Origin of the sequence: Paraburkholderia sp. 31.1 (assembly GCF_014397645.1) — a bacterium.
Classification (GTDB): domain Bacteria; phylum Pseudomonadota; class Gammaproteobacteria; order Burkholderiales; family Burkholderiaceae; genus Paraburkholderia; species Paraburkholderia tuberum.
The window spans coordinates 107332-121200 of sequence record NZ_VZQN01000018.1 but is presented as its reverse complement, the minus strand read 5'-3'; the positions used below and the strand labels follow the sequence as shown (position 1 = coordinate 121200).

13 protein-coding genes are annotated in these 13869 nt (G+C 65.9%); all 13 read right to left on the bottom strand.

The genetic code is table 11. From position 1 onward, the window contains the following. Positions 1 to 73: 73 nt before the first annotated feature. The 13 genes from F6X37_RS16205 to bamE all read right to left on the bottom strand — a co-directional run bounded on the left by F6X37_RS16205 (position 74) and on the right by bamE (position 13729). Complete coding sequence (locus F6X37_RS16205) at positions 74 to 868, bottom strand: ABC transporter substrate-binding protein (RefSeq protein WP_187612026.1); 795 nt, start codon at positions 866 to 868, stop codon at positions 74 to 76. Positions 869 to 1013: 145 nt separating this feature from the next. Then, positions 1014 to 2096 carry a succinylglutamate desuccinylase gene (gene astE / locus F6X37_RS16200; RefSeq protein WP_187612025.1) on the bottom strand — a complete coding sequence of 361 codons (1083 nt, stop codon included), beginning with the start codon at positions 2094 to 2096 and terminating at the stop codon, positions 1014 to 1016. Then, positions 2080 to 3420, bottom strand: coding sequence for an N-succinylarginine dihydrolase (astB, locus tag F6X37_RS16195; RefSeq protein ID WP_184062166.1), 1341 nt, complete (start codon positions 3418 to 3420; stop codon positions 2080 to 2082). Before astB ends, astE begins: the two co-directional genes overlap by 17 nt. Positions 3421 to 3432: 12 nt before the next feature. Continuing rightward, positions 3433 to 4896, bottom strand: a complete 1464-nt coding sequence (gene astD, locus F6X37_RS16190) for a succinylglutamate-semialdehyde dehydrogenase (protein ID WP_187612024.1) — start codon at positions 4894 to 4896, stop codon at positions 3433 to 3435. Positions 4897 to 4898: 2 nt separating this feature from the next. Then, positions 4899 to 5936: an arginine N-succinyltransferase gene (astA, locus tag F6X37_RS16185; RefSeq protein ID WP_184008656.1), complete on the bottom strand. Its 1038-nt coding sequence runs from the start codon at positions 5934 to 5936 to the stop codon at positions 4899 to 4901. Next, positions 5933 to 6985, bottom strand: a complete 1053-nt coding sequence (aruF, locus tag F6X37_RS16180) for an arginine/ornithine succinyltransferase subunit alpha (RefSeq protein ID WP_187612044.1) — start codon at positions 6983 to 6985, stop codon at positions 5933 to 5935. The genes astA and aruF overlap by 4 nt, the downstream gene beginning before the upstream one ends. A gap of 67 nt (positions 6986 to 7052) precedes the next feature. Continuing rightward, positions 7053 to 8288: an aspartate aminotransferase family protein gene (locus F6X37_RS16175; RefSeq protein WP_187612023.1), complete on the bottom strand. Its 1236-nt coding sequence runs from the start codon at positions 8286 to 8288 to the stop codon at positions 7053 to 7055. Between the two features lie 157 nt (positions 8289 to 8445). Next, positions 8446 to 9489 (bottom strand): GlxA family transcriptional regulator, encoded by a 1044-nt coding sequence (locus tag F6X37_RS16170; RefSeq protein WP_187612022.1) that lies wholly within the window; start codon positions 9487 to 9489, stop codon positions 8446 to 8448. 28 nt (positions 9490 to 9517) lie between these two features. Next, positions 9518 to 10309, bottom strand: a complete 792-nt coding sequence (locus F6X37_RS16165) for an ABC transporter ATP-binding protein (RefSeq protein ID WP_090803998.1) — start codon at positions 10307 to 10309, stop codon at positions 9518 to 9520. Between the two features lie 91 nt (positions 10310 to 10400). After that, entirely contained in the window at positions 10401 to 11114 is a 714-nt protein-coding gene (locus F6X37_RS16160) for an ABC transporter permease (protein ID WP_184044231.1), read from the bottom strand. Positions 11115 to 11119: 5 nt separating this feature from the next. After that, positions 11120 to 11809 carry an ABC transporter permease gene (locus F6X37_RS16155; RefSeq protein ID WP_187612043.1) on the bottom strand — a complete coding sequence of 230 codons (690 nt, stop codon included), beginning with the start codon at positions 11807 to 11809 and terminating at the stop codon, positions 11120 to 11122. Positions 11810 to 12164: 355 nt separating this feature from the next. Further along, positions 12165 to 13118, bottom strand: a complete 954-nt coding sequence (locus tag F6X37_RS16150) for a patatin-like phospholipase family protein (protein ID WP_184044233.1) — start codon at positions 13116 to 13118, stop codon at positions 12165 to 12167. A gap of 59 nt (positions 13119 to 13177) precedes the next feature. Continuing rightward, positions 13178 to 13729, bottom strand: coding sequence for an outer membrane protein assembly factor BamE (gene bamE, locus F6X37_RS16145; RefSeq protein WP_090803993.1), 552 nt, complete (start codon positions 13727 to 13729; stop codon positions 13178 to 13180). Positions 13730 to 13869: the final 140 nt, after the last annotated feature.

Genomic DNA, 13869 nt, shown 5'->3' with positions numbered 1-13869 from the left:
GAACGTTTGGGACACGCGTGCAGAAAGCAAAACGGCCGCAACGCGCGGCCGTTTTGCACACTTCGATGCATCGTTACTTCAGCACGACTTTCACGTCGAAGTATTTGGCGGCGAGGCGGTCGATCGTGCCATCCGCCTTCAGCTCCTTCAACGCGCCGTTCAGCGCATCCTTCAGTGCCTTGTCGTTCTTGCGCACGCCGTAGCCGACACCCGCGCCGAGCAGCTTGTCGTCGCTGACGGCCGGACCGGCGAACTCGAAGCCCGCGCCCTGCGGCTTCTTCAGAAAGCCCTTCGATGCCGCTTCGGCGTCCTGGAACGACGCATCGAGACGGCCCGACGCGAGGTCCGCGTAGATCTGATCCTGCGTCTGATAGGGCACGACGTCGACCCCGGCCGGCGCCCAGCGCGCCTTCGCATAGGTTTCCTGGATCGTGCCCTGCAGCACGCCGACATGCTTGCCCTTCAGCGATGCGGGCGTCGGCTGCAGAGCGCTGCCCTTCTTCGCGATCATCTGGTTCGGGATCGCGTAGATCGGATCGGTGAAGTCGATCGCCTGGCGACGCTGGTCGGTGATCGTCATGTCCGAGTTGATCGCGCTGAACTTGCGCGCTTCGAGCGCCGGGATCAGGCCGTCGAACGAGTTCTCGACCCACACGCATTTGGCCTTCAGCTTCGCGCACACTGCATTGCCGACGTCGATGTCGAAGCCCTGCAACTCGCCAGCGGGCGACTTCGATTCGAACGGCGCATACGACGCCTCGACGCCGAAGCGCACTTCCTTGATCTCAGCCGCCGACGCGGTGCCTGCCGTCAACACCGCCGTCGCGACCAGCGCGAGTGCGGCCAGGTTGGGCCAATTCTTCTTCATTACGGATGTTCCTTTACGGTGTGGACTGAAACGGAGCCGATTCGGCGCGCACAGGCGGATTACGCCGCCGCGCTTCGGACTCGCGCGGCCGGCGTGACCCGTGGATGCGACAGCCGCGAAGCCCGCGATTGTACATGGAACCTGTCTAGACAAGCCTGGACAGTGTGTCGGCGGTGGTGTCGACGACGAGCAGACCGGCGCGCAGGCCGGGCTTGACCGTCGGGTTCGGAAACACGATGCGCTCTTCGTCGCGCTGCACCGTGTATTGATAGTCGCCGTCGCGCGCCAGCAAGCTGCCCTGTATGAGCGGCGTGAAGTTCGGCACGTCCGGCGCGAGCAGCAGCTCGAATGCGTCGCTTTGCTTGGTCAGCTGATCGACGACGGTGAACACACGCGGCAGAGCGGCTTGCGCGTCGGCTTGCGTGTTGGCTCGCGAACCCACGCGCGTGCCGGCCAGCAGCGCGCGCACCGCGAGATCCGCGCCCTCGAAGCGTGTCAGGTCGTTCTCGCCGAACGGCCGCACCTTGCCGAGTTCGAGCGTGCACGCAGCAGCGCCACACGCTTGCGCGGTGAAGTGCGAATAGGTGTTGCCCTTCGTCGTGTGCAGCAGCACCGCGCTGATACGCGCGTCGCCGAGCCATTCGAACATCGCGCGCGAAAACGGCTTGCCGGTATGCGGCAACAGCGCGAAGCGCTCGAACACCGACGCGCGGATCGCCGTATGCATGTCGATATGCCAGCGCGCGCCGGGCGCGGCGGACGCGTCGGCGAAAAAGCGCGTCGCGGCCTGTTCGAGCGCGGCCGCGCGCGGCGCCTCATGACTGTGCGGCAGTTGCAGATGACGGCCGCTGAACAGCCGGTTCAGATCGTCGTCGCGATAGCGGCCGCCGTCGCGCATCGCCTCGATGTTGCCGAGAATCACGAGCAACCGGCAGGCAAGCACGGCGCGGCCCTGCGCGATATCGGCGACGATGCGCGACAGCAGTTCGATCGGCGCGGTTTCGTCGCCATGCACGCCGGCCGACACGAGCACGCTACGGATGTCCGCGTGCTGCTCCGCGGGCTCGATGACGAGCACACCGTCGCCCTGCCACGTCCAGCGCACGCCGTTCGCACACGTGCCTTGCGCTTGCTGCGCGGCAGGCCGGGACCCCGCGAGCGTCCACGCGAGAAAATCGTCGAGCATCGCGCTCGGGGCCGCCATCGCGTGCTCAGCGCTGGAAGTCATACAGCGAGCCCAGAGCGAGGATTTGCGTCAGCTCATCGAGCGCGGTGCGCGACTCGACCAGCAGCTTCGGATCGGTCAGATCGGCGGGTGCGAGACGATCGCGGTAGTGCTTTTCGATCCACGCATCGAGACGGCCGAACAGCGTGTCGTCGAGCCACACACCCGGCGCGACCGCCGCGCGTTCGGTGTCGTCGAGTACGACGCGCAACCGCAGACATGCGGGGCCGCCACCGTTCTTCATGCTCTCGCGCAGATCGAACACGAGCACTTCGTCGATCGGACCGCTGTGCGCAGTCAGCTCATCCAGATACGCGGCCACGCGCGGATTTTCGCGGCACTCCTGCGGCACGACCAGCACCTGCTTGCCGTCGGGCCGAGTCAGCAGCTGGCTGTTGAACAGATACGACGTCACCGCGTCGGCGACGCTGACCTGGGCGTCGGGCACTTCGATTACGTTGAACCCTGCGTGCAGGCTCGCGAGCTTCGCGCGCAGCTCGTCGTACACCGCCTGCTGCTCGACGAACGCGAGCTGATGGCAGAACAGCGTGTTGCGATTGCCGACCGCGATCACGTCGTTATGGAACACGCCCGCGTCGATCACTTCAGGGTTCTGCTGCGCGTACACGGTCGCCGCTTCCTGCAAGCCATGACGATGCGCGACCGCGCGGCTCGCCTCGAACGTCTGGCGCGCCGGATAGCGCTTCGGTTCCGGCCCGCGACGATACTCGCTGCGGCCATACACGAAGAATTCGACACCGCGCGCCTTGTATTGCTCGCAAAAGCGCGTGTGATTCGCCGCGCCCTCGTCGCCGAGCGCGGGCGTGCCGGGCAGCGCCTCGTGCACGACGAAGCGGTCGGCGTCGCTGAACATCGCGCGCAGCGTGCGGCGTGTCGACTCATGTTCGATCGCGCGATGCAGCTTGCTGCACAGATTGGCCGGCGTGAAATGCACGCGGCCGTCGTGCGTATCCGCGGATGGGCTCACCGTCGCCGCGTTCGCGGTCCACATCGCCGAGGCCGAACTCGCCGCCGCGAGCAGTTCGGGCGCGTTGTTCGCGACGCGCGCGATCACCGAAGCATCGTCGCCGGAAAAACCGAGCTCGCGCAACAGACGCATCGACGGACGCTCCTGCGGCGGCAGCACGCCCTGATGAAAGCCGAGGTCCGCCAGCTGCTTCATCTTGCGCAGACCCTGGCGCGCGGCGGCCTTCGGATTCGCGACCGACTTCTCGTTGTTCTGCGACGCGACGTTGCCGAACGACAAGCCCGCGTAGTTGTGAGTCGGGCCGACCAGGCCGTCGAAATTGGCTTCAGTGGCTTGCAGCATCGTCGATCCTTAGAATTGGAGGCCCGGCGAGACGCTCGCGGGCATGTTCAGTTGCGCGCTCTCGACCGAGGCCATTGGGTATGCGCAGTAGTCGGCCGCATAGTACGCGCTCGGCCGATGATTGCCCGAGCGGCCCGGCCCGCCGAACGGCGCTCCTGAAGAAGCGCCATTGGTCGGCCGGTTCCAGTTGACGATGCCCGCGCGAATCGTGCGCTGGAAATGCGCCCACAGCGCTTCGTCGTCGGCGAGCAGGCCCGCCGAGAGACCGAACTCCGTATCGTTCGCCCGTTCGAGCGCGTCGTCGAAATTGCGGTAGCGGATGATCTGCGCGAGCGGACCGAAGTGCTCCTCGTCGGGCAGGTCCTTTACGTCGGTCACGTCGAGAATCGCGGGCGTGACGAAGCCGAGCTGCGGATCGCGCTGCTCCATTTTCAGCAGAGCCTTCGCGCCGCTCGCGAGCAGACGCTCCTGCGCGCCGATCAAACGCGAGGCCGCGCGCGCCGACACCACGGCGCCCATGAACGGCTGCGGCTTGGCGTTGTATTCACCGACGCCGATGCGCGCGGTCACTTCCGTCAGGCGCGCGAGGAAGCGCTCGCCGAACGCATCGTCGGGCACGAAGATGCGGCGCGCGCACGTGCAGCGCTGCCCCGCCGACAGAAACGCCGATTGAATCGTGTGGTGCACGGCGGCGTCGAGGTCCGCGACCGGGCCGATCACGAGCGGATTGTTGCCGCCCATTTCGAGCGCGAGCACGATCTCCGGCCGTCCGCCGAACTGTTTGTGCAGCAATGTTCCGGTATCCGAACTACCGGTGAAGAACAGTCCGTCGATCTGCCGGTGATTCGCGAGCGCGATGCCGGTGTCCTTCTCACCCTGGACGAGATTCAGCACGCCGGCAGGCAGCCCCGCGTCGCGCCAGATCTGCACGGTCAGCGCCGCGACGCCGGGCGCGAGTTCGGACGGCTTGAACACGACCGCATTACCGGCGATCAGCGCGGGCACGATATGCCCGTTCGGCAGATGGCCCGGGAAGTTGTACGGCCCGAACACCGCCACCACGCCATGCGGACGATGCCGCAGCACCGCGGTGCCGTCGGCCATCGCCGAGCGCTTTTCGCCGGTGCGTTCGCTGTAGGACTGAATCGAGATCTCGACCTTCGCGGCCATCGAGGCCGCTTCGGTGCGCGCTTCCCACAGCGGCTTGCCGGTCTCGCGGCCGATCGCTTCGGCGAGCGCTTCCTTGCGCTCTGTCACGAGCGCGGCGAAGCGGCGCACCACCGCGCAGCGCTCGTCGAGCGTCAGCGCCGACCATGCGGCGAACGCGCGGCGCGCGCTACGTACCGCGCGATCGACGTCGTCCGCCGACGCGCTGTTGCCTTGCCACACCACCGCGCCCGTGCCGGGATTGCGCGATGCGAATACGGGTCCTGTGCCGGCGGCCCATTCGCCGTCGATGAAAAGCTCGCTCATGATCATCCTTGTTTGTGTTTCAACGGCAGCACCCGCAGCGGATCGCCTGCCTGCACGCGCAGCGCGTCGGCCTCGGCCGCGCTCAGGCGGCACACGCCGTTGCGCGGCACGCCCGCCACGACGCCTACGCGAAAATCGCCGAGCGACGTATTCGATACCATCGACTTCGGCCCGTCCTGCGCGGCTTGCTCCGCTGCCTCGCCAATTTCAGCCGCCACCAGCACGCTTTCGCGCACCGTGCGCAAATCGGCGATATGGCATTCGAGCACCGGACCCGCGTCGAAAATATCGACGTGATTCTCATAGCGCAGCCCTTCGGCTTCGAGCATGCGGCGCGCGGGAATCGTGTCGTTATGCGTGAGGCCGACGCAGCGCTGCGCCTCTTCCGGCAACAGTTCGACGTACACCGGATAGCGCGGCATCAGCTCGGCGAGAAACGCCTTGCGGCCGTGCGAGCTCAAATAGTCGGCCGCGTTGAAATCGATCTGGTAAAAATGCGAGCCGACCGCGCGCCAGAACGGCGACGTGCCCTGCTCGTCGAAATGGCCGCGCAGCTCCGCGCACAGACGCTGCGGAAAACGCTCGCGAAACTGCGCGAGAAACATGAAGCGCGAGCGCGACAGCAAGCCGCCGACGCCGCTCGTGCGATAACGCGGGCTCAGGAACAGCGAGCACACTTCCGCATAACCGGTGAGGTCGTGCGAGATGTTCAGCGCGTGCATGCGCGTCCAGATGCCGAGATCCTGGCTCGCGTGCACGACCGTGCTCACGCGATAGTTGTAGAACGGCTGCTGCAGACCCACCGCCGTTTCGATACCGCAGACGCCGGCCACGTCGCCGGTCGCGGTGTCTTCCATCACGAAGAAATAACCGGCCTCGTGCGGCGCGGCCTGATCTTCCATCGTGCGGCGCGCGCGCTCGACACGCGCCGCGAGCGCATCGCGATCCGGTTTGAAGGTGGTCAGGCCCGGCCCGGTTTCCTGCGCGAGCCGCATCAGCGCATCCACATCGCCTCGTTGTACTACGCGAACGACGATCATTGCGCGTCTCCCGATTGTTCATCCTGCGGCTGATGCAGCGGCACGCAGCGCACCGCATCGCCTTCCCGTACGCCGAGCGCGGCGCGCGCCGCCTGTGACAACCCGGCGCCCGATTCCTTGCCGGGCGCGAGATCGCCGAGCACGCAACGGAACTCGCCGGCGGCGCCGTTGTGCGCGATCAGGTACGTTGCGCCGTGCGTCGCAGATGCCTCGCGCACGACGCGCGTTTCGTTGTGCTTGACGCTGACACTGCGATCCACCTGCGCGGTCAGTACCGGACCCGCGTCGAAGATATCGACGTAGCGATCGGTCTCGAAGCCTTCCTCGAGATGAATCTCATACGCGAGCAGCGCGTTCGCGTCCGGCTCGCCGAGCACGCGCTGCGCCGCTTCGGGCAACAGCGGCACATACACGGGATAGGTCGGCATCACTTCGGCGATAAAGGTGCGGCTGCGGCCGCCCGATTCGACTTCGATGTCGGCGAAATTGCGGCCGAAAAACTTGCGCCCCACCGCTTCCCAGAACGGCGATACACCGTTTTCGTCGGTCACGCCGAGCAGCAGCGAGAACACCTCGGGCGTGAAGCGCTTGCGATTCGCGGCGATGTACATCATCCGCGCGCGCGACATCAGTTGCGCGGCCGCGTCGCCGCGCAGCGACGGGTCGATGTAGTAGCCCGCGAGCCGGCTCTTGCCGGTCAGCTCGTGCGACATCGTCAGCGCGTGAATCTTGCGATTCACGTGCAGTTCGCGCGACGCATGAATCAGCGCGTCGTTGCGAAACACGTAGAACGGGTCCGCGTACCCGGCCGCCGCGACGATGCTCGCGGTGCCCATCAGCTTGCCGGTCTGCGAGTCTTCGAGCACGAACAGATAAAACTCCTCGCCCGGAAAATCGACCTCCGCGCGAAACGAGTCTTCCGACAACGCGACCCGCGCTTCGAGCGCGCGCCGGTCGTGCGGCAGGGAATGCAGCACCGGCTGCGCGGTGCGCGCCATATGCTCGAGCGCATCGAGATCGGCAAGGCGGCCTGGACGTACGAAGAGCATCATCGTTCCTGTTGAATGTGACGCATGATCCGCTGCATCAGCGTGGGCGTGCGGGACTGCCTGAACATCAATGCGACGCCGCCTGCGCGTTCGCGCCGACGAGTTCGCCGAAGGCCGTCTCGAGGCGCGCGAAGCCTGCGGCCATGTCGTCGAGCGGCATGATCAGCGACGGCACGAAGCGCAGCACGTCCGGACCCGCCATCAGCATGATCACGCCGTGCTGGCCGGCCGCGGTGACGAAGTCCTTCGCGCGGCCCCGGAACGTGTCGTTCAGTTCGGCGCCGATCAGGAGACCCTTGCCACGCACTTCGGTAAATAGCCCGAAGCGCTCGTTCAGTTTCGCGAGATGACCCTTCAGCACTTCGCTGCGCGAGCGTACGCCTTCGAGCAGCTTCGGGTCGCTGACGAGTTCGACCACTTTTTCCGCGATCGCCGAGCCGAGCGGATTGCCGCCGTAAGTCGTGCCGTGCACGCCGACCTTGAAGTGCGCGGCGAGCTCTTTGGTGGTCAGCATCGCGCCGATCGGGAAGCCGTTGCCGAGCGCCTTCGCGGTGGTCAGGATGTCCGGCGTCACGCCGGTGTCCTCGTACGCGTAGAAGAAGCCGCTGCGGCCCACGCCGGTTTGCACTTCATCGAAAATCAGCAGCGCGTTGTGCTGGTCGCACGCTTCGCGCAGCGCCTTCAGGAACGCCGGATCGGCCGGGATCACGCCGCCCTCGCCCTGGATCGGCTCGACGATCACCGCGCAGGTCTGCGCGCCGATCGCCTGCTTCGCCGCTTCGATGTCGTTGTACGGCAGATGCGTGATGCCGGCCGGCACCGGGCCGAAGCCTTCCGAGTACTTCGGCTGGCCACCGACGCTGACGGTGAACAGCGTGCGGCCGTGGAACGACTGCGCGAACGAAATGATTTCGTCTTTCTGCGCGCCGTGACGGTCGAACGCGACGCGGCGCGCGAGCTTCAGCGCGGCCTCGTTCGCCTCGGCGCCCGAATTCGCGAAGAACGCGCGGTCGGCGAACGTGAGGCTTTCGAGGCGCTTCGCGAGGCGCAGCACCGGCTCGTTCGTGTAGCCATTGCCGATGTGCCACAGCTTGCCGCCCTGCTCATGCAATACCTTCAGCAGCTCGGGATGCGCATGACCGAGCGCGGTGACGGCGATGCCGCCGGCGAAGTCGATGTAGTCGCGGCCTTGCGTGTCCCACACGCGCGAGCCGAGACCGCGATCCGGTACGAAGGCGGCGGGGGCAAACACCGGCACCATGACTTCGTCGAAGGTCTGGCGTGTCACAGTCAGTTCGTTCATGGCAATTCCTTTTACGGGTGACAGGTAATACAGCTAGTGTAGGAAACCGCGCGCGGCACGTCTTGCGCATACGCGACGCTTTCTATGAGGTTCCGCGCGTCGCGGCTGTCGAGCTTTGCGCTGAACTTGCCGCGGTTTCGCTTTCAGATGGCTTGCGTCAATCGAGCTCGGGCCGCTCGATCAGCGCGGCCGGCCGCGGCTCGCTCGCGCCGCCGTGCGCGCCGGTCTGGCGGTCGATCCAGTTGCGGCGATCCTCGCGCGGGGTGACGCCGAAGCGCTCCCGATACGCATTCGAAAAGTGCGCCGCCGACGCAAACCCGCATGCGAGGCTGATCTGCACGACGGATTTGCTGGTGCGCTGCAATTGCGTGCGCGCCTTCGACAGCCGCAGCCCCAGATAGTATTTGGACGGCATCGAGCCGAGATACTGGCGAAACAGGCGCTCGAGCTGCCGCCGCGAGACGCCGACGAAGCCGGCGATTTCATCGGTGGTCAGCGGGTCCTCGATATTGGCTTCCATCAGCAGCAGCGCGTCGTTCAGGCGCGGGTGGCGCTCGCCCGGCGCGGTCACGAACGGAATGCGCTGACGCTCCTCGCCCGCGCGCAGCACGCCTACGCCGAGCGTATCGGCGATGCGCTCCGCGAGTTCGGGCCCGTGCTCGCGGCCGATCATCGCGAGCATGAAGTCGACGGTCGCCTGGCCGCCCGCGCAGGTCGCGCGATCGCGATCGATTTCGAAGATCTGCTGCGTGACGATCGAGCGTTCGAACTGTTCAGAGAACTGCTGATAGGTTTCCCAATTCACGCTGACGCGATAGCCGGACAGCTGCCCCGCCATCGCGAGCCACCACACGCCGTGGTGGATACCGGTGACGAGCGGCGTGCGCTGACCGACGCGCGCGAGGCTCGCGAGAAACAGCCGGTAGTCGGCGAACTGCTGGAACCGCTCGCTGACGATGATCAGCCAGTCACACGCGATCGCGTCGCCGAACGCGGCATCGGCCGGCCATTGCGCGCCGCCCGCGAGCGGCACCGCGCGGCCGTCCCACGAACATACCTGCACGCGATACAGCGCACGGCCGTCGATTTCATTGGCGAGATTGAGCGCGTCGACGATCGGCCCGACGCCCGACATCGACACGGGCGGCAGTGCGACGATCGCGACCTGCGTCGTGCGAGCCGGGCTGGACGTGCGGGCCATCGGGTGTCCGTAAAAAGCGAGCCGCGCTTTACTTCAGGCTGCCGGACAGGAACTGCTTCAGGCGCTCGCTGCGCGGCGCGCTCAGCACCTCGGCGGGATTGCCCTCCTCCTCGGTGCGGCCCTGGTGCAGGAACATCACATGGTTCGACACATTGCGCGCGAAGCCCATTTCGTGCGTGACGACGATCATCGTGCGGCCTTCCTCGGCGAGCTTCTGCATCACCTTCAGCACTTCGCCGACCAGTTCGGGGTCGAGCGCGGAGGTCGGTTCGTCGAACAGCATCACGTCCGGGTCCATCGCGAGCGCGCGCGCGATCGCGACACGCTGCTGCTGGCCGCCTGACAGATGCGACGGATACTGCTTCTCGAGACGCGGCGCGAGCCCGACCTTCTCCAGATACTCGCGCGCCCGGTCCTCGGCCTCCTTGCGCTTCAGACCGAGCACATGAATCGGCGCTTCGATCACGTTCTCGAGCACGTTCATGTGCGCCCACAGGTTGAAGTGCTGGAACACCATCGCGAGCTTCGTGCGGATGCGCTGAAGCTGCTTGTGATCGGCGACTTCGAGATTACCGGCGCGATCGGTCTTCGTCTTGACCGCTTCGCCGTCGACGATGATCTGCCCGGCGTTCGGCCGCTCGAGAAAATTGATGCAGCGCAGGAAAGTGCTCTTGCCCGAGCCGCTCGCGCCGATAATGCTGATCACGTCGCCCTTGTTCGCGTTGAGCGACACGCCCTTGAGCACTTCGTTGTCGCCGTAGCTCTTGTGGATGTCCTGTACGGCGAGCTTGCAAGCTTCGGTTTGAGTGGTATGGAGCAAGATGCTCTCCCAGTGAGAATACGGATCGGTCTGGTGCGGACGCCGCCCTGCCGAAGCTCGAGGCGCCCGATGCTATGTCGTCAACGCGCGCTCAGTGCGTGCGCACCGCGAGATGCGCGAGCCAGCGACGCTCGGCGCGCCTGAACAGCGCGACGAGCGCGAACGACACCACGAGATAAATCAGCGCCGCGAGCCCGAACGCGTTGAACGACTGGTAGGTCGCCGAGTTCGCATCGCGCGCGACCTTCAGGATGTCGGGCACCGTGGCCGTGAACGCGACCGTCGTCGCGTGCAGCATCAGGATCACTTCGTTACTGTACAACGGCAACGCGCGGCGCAGCGCGGACGGTATCACAATGCGCCGGTACATCGTGAACGCGCTCATGCCGTAGGCACGCGCCGCCTCGACTTCGCCGTGCGAGGTCGAGCGGATCGCGCCCGCGAAAATCTCGGTCGTGTACGCGCAGGTGTTCAAGGCGAACGCGAGGATCGCACAGTGAAAGCCGCTGCGAAAAAACGCGTCGAGCAGACTGTGCGAGCGCACGAACGCGAGACTGTACACGCCGGTGTAGATCAACAGCAGCTGGACGTAGAGCGGCGTGCCGCGAAATACGTAGGTGTACAGACGTACCGGCGTCGACAGCCAGCGCTTCTTCGACACGCGCGCAACCGCGAGCGGCACGGCGCACACGAAGCCGATCGCGATCGACGCGACCAGCAGCCACAGCGTGACCGCGAGACCCGACAGGCGTTGCCCGTCCCAGAACAGATACGCCTTCCAGAATTGATTGAGGATGTCGATCATGACGCTCAGAGCTCCGCGTGTCGCACGCCGATCGAATAGCGGCGGTTCAGCCAGATCAGCGCGAGGTTCGATACGGTGGTGATCGCCAGATAGATCAGCGCGGCGACGAGGATGAAGAAGAACATGTTGAAGGTGCTTTTGCCCGCGTCCTGCGCGGCCTTGACGACGTCGGCGAGACCGATGATCGACACGAGCGCGGTGGCTTTCACGAGCACCTGCCAGTTGTTGCCGATGCCGGGCAGCGCGAAGCGGATCATCTGCGGGAACAGGATGCGCGTGAACACGCGCACGCCGCTCATGCCGTACGCGCTGCCCGCTTCGAGCTGGCCGCGCGGCACCGCGAGAAAGGCGCCGCGAAAAGTCTCGGTGAAATACGCGCCGTAGATGAAACCGAGCGTCAGCACGCCGGCCACGAACGGATCGATGTCGATCTGCTCGATGCTGAACATGTCGGTCAGATCATTGAGCCAGATCTGGATGCTGTAGAACAGCAGCAGCATCAGCACGAGGTCGGGCACCGAGCGGATCAGCGTCGTGTAGCCGGTCGCGATGACCCGCAAGGGCCGGTTGAACGAGAGTTTCGCCGCCGCGCCCGCGAGGCCGAGCAACACAGCGGCCGCCAGCGACAGAACGGACAGCTCGATCGTCTGGAGCGTGCCGGCGAGCAGCACGGGACCAAAGCCGTATAGGAACACGCGTGTCTCCATCCAGGTTCGTTGAATTGGCGCGGATGGCGGCGGCTTCATGGGCTGCTCGCTGCTCCGGCATGGCGCGGAGTCTCGCAAGCTGAAATCAATTTCTCAAATACCCGGCGGGTGGTTTGCTGCGACGCAACATGACACTTCGACGCACGACGGAACGCTCGTAGCGCTTGGTTTCACGGGGGTTATCGTGTTGTCGGGCGCGCCGCACGCGCCTGGCCGTGCGGCGATTTCGCCAGTTTCGGGTCGCTTTTTCGATAGGCCGCGCCGACGGCGGTGGCACCGCCCGATCGCGTCGCGCTGTTGCATCAGCGCGTCCACGCCGGCTCCGACGCCTGACAGCTCGCGCTCAGTCGAGCCCGAGCCGCGCGCGAATCGCCGGCAGCATCTGCTCGACCGCCTCGCGCCCTTCCTCGATGGCTGGCGCCGCGCGATGAAAATCGAAGATGCCCATGCCGCCGAGACGCGGCTGGATCAGGATATCGGCCGGTTCGCCAGCGAGCCGGCTGCGCGTGATGCGCACCTGCATGATGTCGATGCTTTGCGCGATCGAGCTCAGCATCGACGGCACCTGCGCGCTTGGCTTCGGCGGCACGCGCACGTCGTCGGTGGCGCTCGCCTCCGCCGGCGCGAGCCAGCGCGGCCATGGCTTGCCGTTGCGGCGCAGCGCGACGGGCGGCGGTGCGGTGGGATCGAGCGCGGGCGTTTGAATGACCGGGCCGCCGAAATCGCGGCCGTTCAGGATGTCGTTGTTCAGATCGATCGCGATCACGCAGTCCGCGCGCATGCCCCGCGCGACCGACACCGGCACCGGATTGCTGAGCCCGCCGTCGACGAGCCACACGCCGTTGTGCCATACCGGCGTGAAGATGCCCGGAATCGCAATGGATGCGCGCACCGAGTCGATCGTGCTGCCGTCCTGCAGCCAGATTTCGCGGCCCGTGTCGAGTTCGGTCGCGACCGCCGCGAACGGCATGTGCAGTTGCGCGATCGAGCAGCCGGCGAATTTGTCGGCGAATAGCTGGATCACCTTGCGCCCGCCAAGCAGGCCGCCCGAGATGCGCAGATCGAGCAGCCGCACCACGGTCTGCCACGTGAGACGCGACACCCACTCCTCGAGCCAGTCGAGATCGCCGTTCGCATAGACCGCCCCGACCAGCGCGCCGATCGACGTGCCGCACACGACGTCGGGCCTGATGCCCGCGTCTTGCAGCGCGCGAATCGCGCCGATATGCGCCCAGCCGCGCGCGGCGCCGCCCCCCAACACCAGCCCGATCCGGCTGTATCGACGTCGACGTATCATGCCTACCCCGCTTTTTCGGCCCGCTTATCCGGCCGTCTTCTGATCGACATTGCCCCCGCCTATCGCCCGCGGATCACGTCCGAGCGTGACGTGGTGTACACCCTCTGGTTCCGGTCGAAGTGAACGTTGAAGATGCCTTCTTCGGTCACGCCGCCCTCGCGCCATTTCCAGCTCCACACGGTTTCCGGCTTCAGCGGAAACACCGCCACCTGTCCAGGCTTGCCAAGCAAGCGCCGCACCTCGTCCTCGGTCATGCCCGAGCGAACCTGCGCGAAGTTGTCCGCGGTCAGCACCTGCGTGATCGCCTGCAGCTTGCCGTCGCGATCGATGTCGACCATGTAGGTGTTCAGGCCTTGCGGGCCGCGCGGATATTCGAAGCGCTTCGAGCCGTCGGTGAAGGTGCGCGTGGTCTCGGGCTTGCCCATCTGCGCGAGGATTTGCGCTTCGGTCGTGACGCCCGGCGTCATGTTCTTGAGCAGCAACGCGTCCGGTTTGACGGCGTTGAAAAAGTCCTTGAGTTTTTGCACGGCTTGATCGCTCTGCTGTTGGTCGCAGCCGGTCAGCGCAAAGCACGCTATCAGTAGCGTGACGCCCAGCGGTTTGAGGCTCACTTCGGTTCCTGTCCGGAGATGTGGGATCTGTCGTCGCGGCGCCTGGCCGGTCTGTAGTGTGTACTACAAGGATAACCGCGCACGGAGAAAACCGCGAGCAACGCGGGCGCGACGGGTGCGGCGACGCACGCAACGTGTTG

Bases quoted from the DNA above. Each gene is read 5' to 3' on its own strand.
- F6X37_RS16205 (WP_187612026.1), bottom strand. From the start codon at position 868: ATGAAGAAGAATTGGCCCAACCTGGCCGCACTCGCGCTGGTCGCGACG.
- F6X37_RS16150 (WP_184044233.1), bottom strand. From the start codon at position 13,118: ATGATACGTCGACGTCGATACAGCCGGATCGGGCTGGTGTTGGGGGGC.
- aruF (WP_187612044.1), bottom strand. From the start codon at position 6,985: ATGCTCTTCGTACGTCCAGGCCGCCTTGCCGATCTCGATGCGCTCGAG.
- F6X37_RS16160 (WP_184044231.1), bottom strand. From the start codon at position 11,114: ATGATCGACATCCTCAATCAATTCTGGAAGGCGTATCTGTTCTGGGAC.
- F6X37_RS16175 (WP_187612023.1), bottom strand. From the start codon at position 8,288: ATGAACGAACTGACTGTGACACGCCAGACCTTCGACGAAGTCATGGTG.
- F6X37_RS16170 (WP_187612022.1), bottom strand. From the start codon at position 9,489: ATGGCCCGCACGTCCAGCCCGGCTCGCACGACGCAGGTCGCGATCGTC.
- astA (WP_184008656.1), bottom strand. From the start codon at position 5,936: ATGATCGTCGTTCGCGTAGTACAACGAGGCGATGTGGATGCGCTGATG.
- astD (WP_187612024.1), bottom strand. From the start codon at position 4,896: ATGAGCGAGCTTTTCATCGACGGCGAATGGGCCGCCGGCACAGGACCC.
- astE (WP_187612025.1), bottom strand. From the start codon at position 2,096: ATGACTTCCAGCGCTGAGCACGCGATGGCGGCCCCGAGCGCGATGCTC.